The following is a 9,000-nucleotide window of genomic DNA, read 5'->3' as shown; positions in this document are numbered from 1 at the left end:
AGGTGTGCGTGTTCTTGAACGACCCATTGGCCGGCTGCCGCGACGTAAGGGGCCGGCCCTGAGAGGAGATATGATGTCCGCTGCTGCGCAAACGCTTCGCCCGCCGTCCAGATCGCTGATGTTTCTGGAAGGGCGCGCCATTCCCGAACTCGGCGCGTTTCTCGGCGCCTTGCCGCTTCTCAGCCTCGCGCCGAAAGGCGACGGGCATCCCGTGCTGGTATTGCCGGGACTTGTTGCCTCCGACGCCTCGACGCGTCCGCTGCGCAGCTTCCTGAACAACCGTGGCTATGCCGTCAGCGGCTGGCGTCAGGGCCGCAATCTGGGCCTGCGCGAAGGCGTGCAGCGCGCGATGGTCGATCTGATCCGCGAGTTGAGCGACACCCACCGCCGCAAGGTCAGCCTGGTCGGCTGGAGCCTCGGCGGTCTCTACGCGCGGCAGCTCGCCAAGATGATGCCCGATCGCGTTCGCGCGGTGATCACGCTCGGCAGCCCGTTTGCGAGCGGGCCGAAGGCCACCAATGCCTGGCGCGTCTATGAGATGGCGAGCGGCCGCCGCGCCGACGAGGACGACACGCGATTTGGCGGATCGCTGGCGGGCACGCCGCCGGTGCCGACCACCGCGATCTTCAGCCGCAGCGACGGCATCTGCGCCTGGCAGGGCTGCATGGAGAAGACCTCCGCGACGTCGGAAAGCATCGAGGTCGAAAGCAGCCATTGCGGCATGGGCCATCATCCGGCGGTCGTCTATGCGGTGGCCGATCGGCTGGCGCAGCTGGAAGGCAAATGGAAGCCGTTCGAGCGCCGCGGCTGGCGCAGCCTCGTCTATCCAGATCCGAACCGGTAACCACGCGCCGGTCTTGCCGGCGTTGTCGTGACTCCGGAAAACGCGGTATGCGTGATGCATGCCGCCGCCGCTTGCCCGCATCGTCAACCAGCTGAAACGCGAACCGTCGCGCACCGGCTCGCTCGTCATCACCGTGTTCGGCGATGCCATCGTGCCGCGCGGCGGCTCGGTCTGGCTTGGCACGCTGCTGGAGTTTTTCAAGGCACTGGAGATCGACAGCGGCGTGGTGCGCACGGCGATGTCGCGGTTGGCCGCCGACGGCTGGCTCGAGCGCCACAAGGTCGGCCGCAACAGCTATTACCGGCTGGTCAAGAAAGGGCGGCAGACTTTTGATGCCGCCACCCGGCATATCTACGATCCGCCGCCGTCGGACTGGACCGGACGGTTTGAACTGCTGCTGATCGGCAATGCCGGGGATCGCGAGGCTTCCCGCGACGCCCTGGAGAACGCCGGCTTCGGCAGTCCGCTGCCGGGCGTCTGGATCGCGCCATCGGGCGTGCCGGTTCCGGAGGAAGCCGCGCGCGCGATCCGCCTGGAAGTTTCCGCCGAGGACGACAGCGGGCGGCGATTGCTCGGCGAAAGCTGGCCGCTCCAGCGCACCGCCGACGCCTATCTGAAATTCTTGAAAACTTTTGAGCCGCTGCGGGGGTGGATCGGCCGTGGCGACCATCTTTCCGATGCCGACGCCTTCACGGCGCGGATCCTCCTGATCCACCATTACCGCCGCGTGGTGCTGCGCGATCCGCTGCTGCCGACCGCGCTGCTGCCAAAGGACTGGCCGGGCCGGGCCGCCCGAAAGCTCTGCGGCGAGATCTATCGCGGGCTGCTTGTTGCGTCCGAACAATGGCTTGACCGCCATGCCAGCAATGAAAACGGACCATTGCCAAAAGCCGGCGAGGAACTCGCGCGCCGGTTCGAGGGGGCGTAATATGTTACAGAAATACTTGTAGAATTATACTTTTTGATATATATCAAATCGCGCCATATCCGGGAGGTCGGCGATGTACACGCAGGCGCTCAACACATCCGACGCCGAAGATCGCCATGTGGAAGATGCCGGGCGCGCCGCGCAGTTTCAGGCGCGGATCGACGCCGACGAGCGCATCGAGCCGAACGACTGGATGCCCGCGGCCTATCGCAAGACGCTGACGCGGCAGATTTCCCAGCACGCCCATTCCGAAATCGTCGGCATGCTGCCCGAGGGCAACTGGATCACCCGCGCGCCGTCGCTGCGCCGCAAGGCGGCGCTGCTGGCAAAGGTGCAGGACGAATGCGGCCACGGACTTTATCTCTATGCCGCGGCCGAGACGCTCGGCGCCTCACGCGAAGCGCTGGTCGACCTGATGCTGGCGGGAGGAGCGAAATATTCCTCGATCTTCAATTATCCGACCCTGACCTGGGCCGACATCGGCGCGATCGGCTGGCTGGTCGACGGCGCGGCGATCATGAACCAGATTCCACTGTGCCGCTGTTCCTATGGTCCCTATGCGCGGGCGATGATCCGGGTCTGCAAGGAGGAATCCTTTCACCAGCGCCAGGGTTTTGAGATCATGCTGACGCTTGCGCGCGGCACTGAAGAGCAGAAGGCGATGGCGCAGGACGCGCTGAACCGCTGGTGGTGGCCGGTGCTGATGATGTTCGGCCCGCCCGACAAAGCGAGCCAGCACAGCGACACCTCGACCAAATGGAAGATCAAGCGCTTCTCCAATGACGAGCTGCGCCAGAAATTCGTCGACGCCACCGTGCCGCAGGCGCGGTTCTTGGGCCTCACCATTCCCGATCCCGGCATGAAGCAGAACGCCACCGGCCATTGGGAATACAGCGCGATCGACTGGGAGGAATTCAACCAGGTGCTGGCCGGCAACGGCCCCTGCAACCGTGACCGGCTGGCGGCGCGGCGCAAGGCGCATGAGGAAGGTGCCTGGGTGCGGGAGGCGGCGCTGGCTTACGCGGCGAAGCGCAAGCAACGCCAGTCGAAGCGAGCCGCCTAGCGATTTGAGGGAAGTCATGATGGCCACGCCGAACATTCCGCTCTGGGAGGTTTTTATCCGCAGCCGCAACGGGCTCGCGCACAAGCATGTAGGCTCGCTGCACGCCACCGACACGACGCTGGCGCTGCAGGCCGCGCGCGACATCTACACCCGCCGCGGCGAGGGTCTGTCGATCTGGGTGGTGCCCTCGAATGCGATCACCGCATCGGACCCTTCCGAGAAAGGCATGATGTTCGAGCCGGCGGAGTCCAAGATCTACCGCCATCCGACCTTTTACGACGTGCCCGACGAAGTCGGGCATATGTAGTCTCCGCCCTCTCAGTAAGGCGTTTCCGGCGGTTGAGCCGTCATTGCGAGCGAAGCGAAGCGATCCATCGCGCCGCAAAAAGGAAGAATGGATTGCTTCGTCGCTTCGCTCCTCGCAATGACGACGAGAACATGGCGCAAGAAGGTTAGGCAACATGGCCGTCGCATCGATCCAGGTCTCCGAAACGCCGCTGGTGCTGTACACGCTGCGCCGCGCCGACGACGCGCTGATCCTGGGTCACCGGCTGTCGGAATGGTGCGGCCATGCGCCGATGCTGGAGGAGGACATGGCGCTTGCCAACATGGCGCTCGACCTGCTCGGCCAGGCGCGCGAGCTGTTTGGCTATGCCGCTAATATCGAGGGAAAGGGCAACGACGAGGACAGGTTCGCCTATCTGCGGGACGTCAGGCAGTACCGCAATCTCCTGCTTGTGGAACAGCCGAACGGCGATTTCGCCCGTACCATCGCCCGGCAATTGTTCTATTCAGCCTTTGCCGATCCTTATTGGCGCGCGATGATGCAATCGAGCGATCCGACGCTGGCTGCGATCGCGGCGAAGTCGGAAAAGGAAAGCGCCTATCATTTGCGGCACTCGTCGGAATGGATCATCCGGCTCGGCGACGGCACCGAAGAAAGCCATCGCCGCGCGCAGAGCGCGCTCGACGATCTCTGGGCTTTCACCGGCGAGATGTTTGTTGTCGACGACAGCGAACGCGGCCTGATCGATGCCGGCATCGCGGTCGATCCCGCGACATTGCATGCGCAGTGGCTCAAGACCGTCTCCGACGTCGTGAACGAGGCGACGCTTATGCTTCCGAACAATGACTGGATGCAGCAGGGTGGCCGCAACGGCCGGCACAGCGAGCATCTCGGTCATCTTCTCAGCGAGTTGCAGTCGATGCCGCGGACCTTTCCAGGGGCGACGTGGTGAGTATCACCCTCAGCGACGCCGAGCTGCGACAGCGCGCGTGGGATGCGGCTTCGCAGGTGGTGGATCCGGAGATCCCGGTGCTCACCATCGCCGATCTCGGTGTGCTGCGCGACGTCGCCGTGCACGACGGCTGCGTCGAGGTCGTGATCACCCCGACCTATTCCGGCTGCCCCGCGATGAACATGATCGCGCTGGAGATCGAGCTGGCGCTGGAACGCGAAGGCATTCATCGGCCGAAAATCCGTACCGTGCTGTCGCCGGCCTGGACCACCGACTGGATGAGCGAGGCCGGCCGCCGCAAGCTCCGGGAATACGGCATCGCGCCGCCGCCGGCGGCAGGCTCCCGCCGCGCCTTGTTCGGCGAGCAGGAAGTCGCCTGCCCGCAATGCGGGTCCCATAACACTGAACTGCTGTCCGAATTCGGCTCGACCTCCTGCAAGGCGCTGTGGCGCTGCCGGAACTGCCGCGAGCCGTTCGACTATTTCAAGTGCCACTGACCATGTCGTCCCTGACGCCGCGCTTCCACCGTCTCGCCGTCAACGATCTGCGCCGCGAATCTCCCGACGCGGTGTCGCTGACATTTGCGATCCCCGAAGAGTTGGCTGACGATTACAGCTTTGTGCCCGGTCAGTATCTGACCCTGCGCACGATGATGGACGGCGAGGAAGTGCGCCGCTCCTATTCGATCTGTTCCGGTCCCGATGACGGCGAGCTGCGGATCGCAGTCAAGAAGGTCGATGGCGGCGCGTTTTCGAGCTGGGCCGCGGACGAGCTGAAGGCCGGCGACGAAATCGACGTGATGACGCCGACCGGCCGTTTCGGCGTCGCGGCTGCACCCGATCAGGCGAGGGTCCATGTCGGCTTCGCCGCCGGCTCCGGAATCACGCCGATCCTGTCGATCGTCAAGGGCGTGCTGGCGCGCGAGCCGGACAGCCAGTTCTTCCTGTTCTACGGCAACCGTTCGACCGGCGGCATGCTGTTCCGCGAAGCGCTGGAGGACTTGAAAGACCGTTTTTTGCAGCGGCTGGCGGTTTTCCACGTCATTTCAGCCGAAGAACAGGACATCCCGATCCTGCACGGCCGGCTCGATGGCGAGAAGGTGAGGGTGCTGCTTCGCTCGCTGGTGCCGGCCTCACACGTCGATCACGTCTTCATCTGCGGCCCGGCCGGCATGAGCGAGCAGATCGAGGCCACCTGCCACGAGCTCGGCATTGCCGGGGAGCGCATCCACGTCGAGCGTTTCGTCTCCGGGCTCGGCGGCAAGCCGCGCGCGAAAAAGGTGGTGCCGGCGAACGCGCCGCCGAAGGCGCTTGCCGCGCTGATCATCGACGGCAAGCGCCGCGAGGTGCCGGTCGCGGAAGGTGAGGCCATCCTCGACGCCGCGCTGCGCGCCGGCATGGATCTGCCGTTCGCCTGCAAGGGCGGCATGTGCTCGACCTGCCGCGCCAGGCTGGTCGAAGGCGATGCCGAGATGGAAGTGAATTATTCGCTGGAGCCGTGGGAGCTGAAGGCAGGATTCATCCTGACCTGCCAGGCGCGGCCGACCTCGGAAAAGGTCGTGATCGATTACGACCACGTATGATCGTCATTCCGGGGCGCGCGACGCCCGAACCATGACGTGCAATTGCACATCCGGGAATGACGAAGGGGATCGTTGACACTCCGGGTGCTTCGCTCCAAGACTATCGCACAGCCCAGGAAGTTTTGTTGCAACGAGCCCGACGATGGGGAGGCCGCCGTGAACGTCAACGCCACGCTTTCGCCCGATGATCTCGCGCGCGCCTGCGCCGAGGCGATGTGGGCGGAGGACGATGCCAGCAAGGGCCTCGGCATGGCGATCGTCGCGATCGGGCCCGGCCAGGCGACACTGACGATGACCGTCTTGCCGCACATGGTGAACGGCCAGCGGATCGCCCATGGCGGCTTCGTTTTCACCCTGGCGGATTCCGCCTTTGCCTTTGCCTGCAACACCTACGATGAGCGCACGGTGGCGGCGCAAGGCGCAATCACCTTCATCAGGCCCGGCAAGCTCGGCGACCGCCTGGTCGCAACCGCGCGCGAGGTCTCGCGCAGCGGCCGGTCCGGGATCTACGACGTCCGCGTTACCATGGGTGACGAAACGATCGCCGAGTTCCGCGGTCATTCGCGCACTGTCGGCGGCACCTGGCTGCCGTCGTCCGACGCCGGTGCAAAATAGACGCAGAGACGGGAACGCCAGATGGCCACGACGAATCTTCAGTCGAAAGCAAGCGGATACAGCCCACAACTGGACGACGCCGAACGCGCATCGCGCGACGAGATCACGGCGCTGCAGACCAAACGCCTCGCCTGGTCGCTGGCGCACGCCTATGACAACGTCGCCCACTACAAAAAGGCGTTCGACAAGGCTGGCGTGCATCCATCCGACTTCAGGCAGCTTGCCGATCTCGCCAAATTTCCGTTCACGGTCAAAGCCGACCTGCGCGACAATTACCCCTTCGAGATGTTCGCGGTGCCGCGCGAAAAACTGGTCCGCGTCCATGCCTCCTCCGGCACCACCGGCAAGCCGATCGTGGTCGGCTACACCAGGGCCGATATCGACATCTGGTCGGAGGTGATGGCGCGTTCGATCCGCGCCGCAGGTGGCCGCACCGGCATGATCATGCACAACGCCTATGGCTACGGCCTGTTCACCGGCGGCCTGGGCGCCCATTACGGCGCCGAGCGGCTCGGCTGCACCGTGGTGCCGGTGTCCGGCGGCATGACCGAGCGGCAGGTGCAGCTCATCAACGATTTCAGGCCCGACATCATCTCGGTGACGCCGAGCTACATGCTGGCGATCCTCGATGAGTTCAAGAAGCAGGGCCTGGACCCGCGAACGTCGTCATTGAAAATCGGCATCTTCGGCGCCGAGCCCTGGACCAACGCGATGCGTGCCGAGATCGAGCAGGCCTTCGACATGGACGCCACCGACATCTACGGCCTCTCCGAGGTGATCGGCCCCGGCGTCGCGCAGGAATGCGTGGAGACCAAGGACGGCCTGCATATATGGGAGGATCATTTCTATCCGGAGGTGATTGATCCGGAGACCGGCAAGGTGCTGCCCGACGGTGAAACGGGCGAACTGGTATTCACCTCGCTGACCAAGGAAGCGTTTCCGATCATCCGCTATCGCACCCGCGACCTGACCCGGCTGTTGCCCGGCACCGCGCGGCCGGGCATGCGCCGCATGGAGAAGGTCACCGGACGTTCCGACGACATGATCATCCTGCGCGGCGTCAACCTGTTCCCGACCCAGATCGAGGAAGTGCTGCTCGCGACCGACTGGTGCGGGGGCCATTTCATCATCGAACTGACGCGCGAAGGGCGGATGGACGGGATGACGGTGCTGGCGGAAGCGCGCCCCGAAAGCTGGGACGGCAGCGGGCTGACCGTGCATGCCGAAAACGTCTCCACCTTCATCAAGAACACCATCGGCATCACCACGCAGGTCCGGATCGTGGCGCCCGACACGCTGGAGCGCTCGCTCGGAAAGGCGAAACGTGTTTACGACAAGCGGCCGAAAGGATAACTCCTGCCCCTCATGGCGAGATGTTGCATGAGAGATCGGGACTATCCGTGATGCCGGTTGCCCCAAAGCCGGATGCCCGGCGGCTTGCGGTGGAGGCGCGCTGCGTGCGGCTGATGACGAAGGCGGATGCCCCTGCCTCGCTCGCGCCAGTGATCGAGACGCGGATCTTGTCGCGCGCCGCCCATGAGCTGCTGATCGAGGTCAGGGCGGCGGCGGTCAATCCGTCCGATGTGAAGGCCGCGACCGGGCTGATGCCCTATGCGGTGTTTCCGCGCACGCCCGGCCGCGACTATGCCGGCGTCGTGGTCGATGGCCCGGCTGACGCAATCGGCCGCGAGGTGTTCGGCTCGTCCGGCGATCTCGGCATCAGGCGCGACGGCACCCATGCTACGCATCTTGCGGTCGAAGCCGATGCGGTGGTCGAAAAGCCCAAGGGCCTCACCTGGGAGGAGGCCGCCGGCATCGGCGTTCCCTTCGTCACCGCGATGGAGGGCTTTCGCCGCGCCGGTATCCCCGCGCCGAACGAGACCGTGCTGGTGATGGGCGTCAACGGCAAGGTCGGGCAGGCGGCGGTGCAGATCGCGGGCTGGCACGGCGCGCGCGTGATCGGCGTGGTGCGCAAGCGCGAGCCGTATCAAGGTCACGCCAATGGCAAGGTCGAGGTGATCGATGCCTCCGCAACGGACGTCGCCGCCCGCGTTCATGACCTGACGGACGGCAAGGGCGCGGACATCGTCTTCAACACCGTCGGCGACCCCTATTTTCAGGCCGCGCACCAATCGCTGGCGCTGCGCGGCCGCCAGATCCTGATCGCGGCGGTCGATCGCATCGTGCAATTCAACATTCTGGAATTCTATCGCGGCCAGCACACCTATGTCGGCATCGATACGCTCGGCCTGTCGTCCGTCGCCACCGGCGCGGTGCTCAGGGAATTGGCGCCCGGTTTCACTGGCGGACATCTCAAGCCGTTTCCGATCAAATCATCTGCGATCTATCCGCTGGAACAGGCCAAGGCTGCCTTCATCGCAGTCGCCGGTTCATCGCGCGACCGCGTGATCCTGCGGCCTTAATGGTTTAGAGCGTCATTGCGAGTTGTGTACCGGCCTGACGGCCGACCCTGGTGGATGAAACAACGAACCGCGGGGTGGATTTCACGGCGGCCTCGGATCGTATTCGATCAATAGCTGGGTCCGCCTCAAAACATGGAAAACAACCCCATGCAAAGGAGCAGTTGCTGGCATAATGCTTTTTGCGATGGCGCGAAAACATTTGACACGTCGGGCAAATCAGCGGCACTGCTCCAGCATCACGCGACCCGCAAGATGGCTATGCCCTGCCAAAGAGTCTGGATTGCTTCGTCGCTGCGCTCCTCGCAAT

General features: G+C 64.6%; 10 protein-coding genes. All 10 read left to right on the top strand.

Annotation, left to right across the window (positions count from 1 at the left end; all coding sequences use genetic code 11):
• Window positions 1–73: 73 nt before the first annotated feature.
• Window positions 74–844 carry an alpha/beta fold hydrolase gene (locus WCE35_RS04375; protein ID WP_424592115.1) on the top strand — a complete coding sequence of 257 codons (771 nt, stop codon included), beginning with the start codon at window positions 74–76 and terminating at the stop codon, window positions 842–844.
• A gap of 58 nt (window positions 845–902) precedes the next feature.
• Complete coding sequence (paaX, locus tag WCE35_RS04370) at window positions 903–1,772, top strand: phenylacetic acid degradation operon negative regulatory protein PaaX (protein WP_424592114.1); 870 nt, start codon at window positions 903–905, stop codon at window positions 1,770–1,772.
• Window positions 1,773–1,845: 73 nt separating this feature from the next.
• Window positions 1,846–2,835, top strand: coding sequence for a 1,2-phenylacetyl-CoA epoxidase subunit PaaA (gene paaA, locus WCE35_RS04365; protein ID WP_424592113.1), 990 nt, complete (start codon window positions 1,846–1,848; stop codon window positions 2,833–2,835).
• A 19-nt stretch (window positions 2,836–2,854) separates the two neighbouring features.
• Window positions 2,855–3,142: a 1,2-phenylacetyl-CoA epoxidase subunit PaaB gene (gene paaB / locus WCE35_RS04360; RefSeq protein ID WP_074826487.1), complete on the top strand. Its 288-nt coding sequence runs from the start codon at window positions 2,855–2,857 to the stop codon at window positions 3,140–3,142.
• Between the two features lie 154 nt (window positions 3,143–3,296).
• Window positions 3,297–4,073 carry a 1,2-phenylacetyl-CoA epoxidase subunit PaaC gene (gene paaC / locus WCE35_RS04355; protein WP_424592112.1) on the top strand — a complete coding sequence of 259 codons (777 nt, stop codon included), beginning with the start codon at window positions 3,297–3,299 and terminating at the stop codon, window positions 4,071–4,073.
• Window positions 4,070–4,570, top strand: coding sequence for a 1,2-phenylacetyl-CoA epoxidase subunit PaaD (paaD, locus tag WCE35_RS04350; RefSeq protein ID WP_424592111.1), 501 nt, complete (start codon window positions 4,070–4,072; stop codon window positions 4,568–4,570). The genes paaC and paaD overlap by 4 nt, the downstream gene beginning before the upstream one ends.
• A 2-nt stretch (window positions 4,571–4,572) precedes the next feature.
• Window positions 4,573–5,655 (top strand): 1,2-phenylacetyl-CoA epoxidase subunit PaaE, encoded by a 1,083-nt coding sequence (gene paaE, locus WCE35_RS04345; protein WP_424592110.1) that lies wholly within the window; start codon window positions 4,573–4,575, stop codon window positions 5,653–5,655.
• Between the two features lie 156 nt (window positions 5,656–5,811).
• The gene (gene paaI / locus WCE35_RS04340; protein WP_424592109.1) at window positions 5,812–6,270 is read left to right on the top strand and encodes a hydroxyphenylacetyl-CoA thioesterase PaaI; all 459 of its coding nucleotides are present in this window, start codon (window positions 5,812–5,814) and stop codon (window positions 6,268–6,270) included.
• A gap of 21 nt (window positions 6,271–6,291) precedes the next feature.
• The gene (gene paaK / locus WCE35_RS04335) at window positions 6,292–7,623 is read left to right on the top strand and encodes a phenylacetate--CoA ligase PaaK (RefSeq protein WP_424592108.1); all 1,332 of its coding nucleotides are present in this window, start codon (window positions 6,292–6,294) and stop codon (window positions 7,621–7,623) included.
• Between the two features lie 50 nt (window positions 7,624–7,673).
• Entirely contained in the window at window positions 7,674–8,693 is a 1,020-nt protein-coding gene (locus WCE35_RS04330) for a quinone oxidoreductase family protein (RefSeq protein WP_424592107.1), read from the top strand.
• The last annotated feature ends 307 nt before the right edge of the window (window positions 8,694–9,000 follow it).

The organism is Bradyrhizobium sp. (assembly GCF_049691595.1).
Taxonomy (GTDB): Bacteria; Pseudomonadota; Alphaproteobacteria; order Rhizobiales; family Xanthobacteraceae; genus Bradyrhizobium.
The sequence above is the reverse complement of the archived record's forward strand: the minus strand, read 5'-3'. Positions and strand labels throughout refer to the sequence as shown.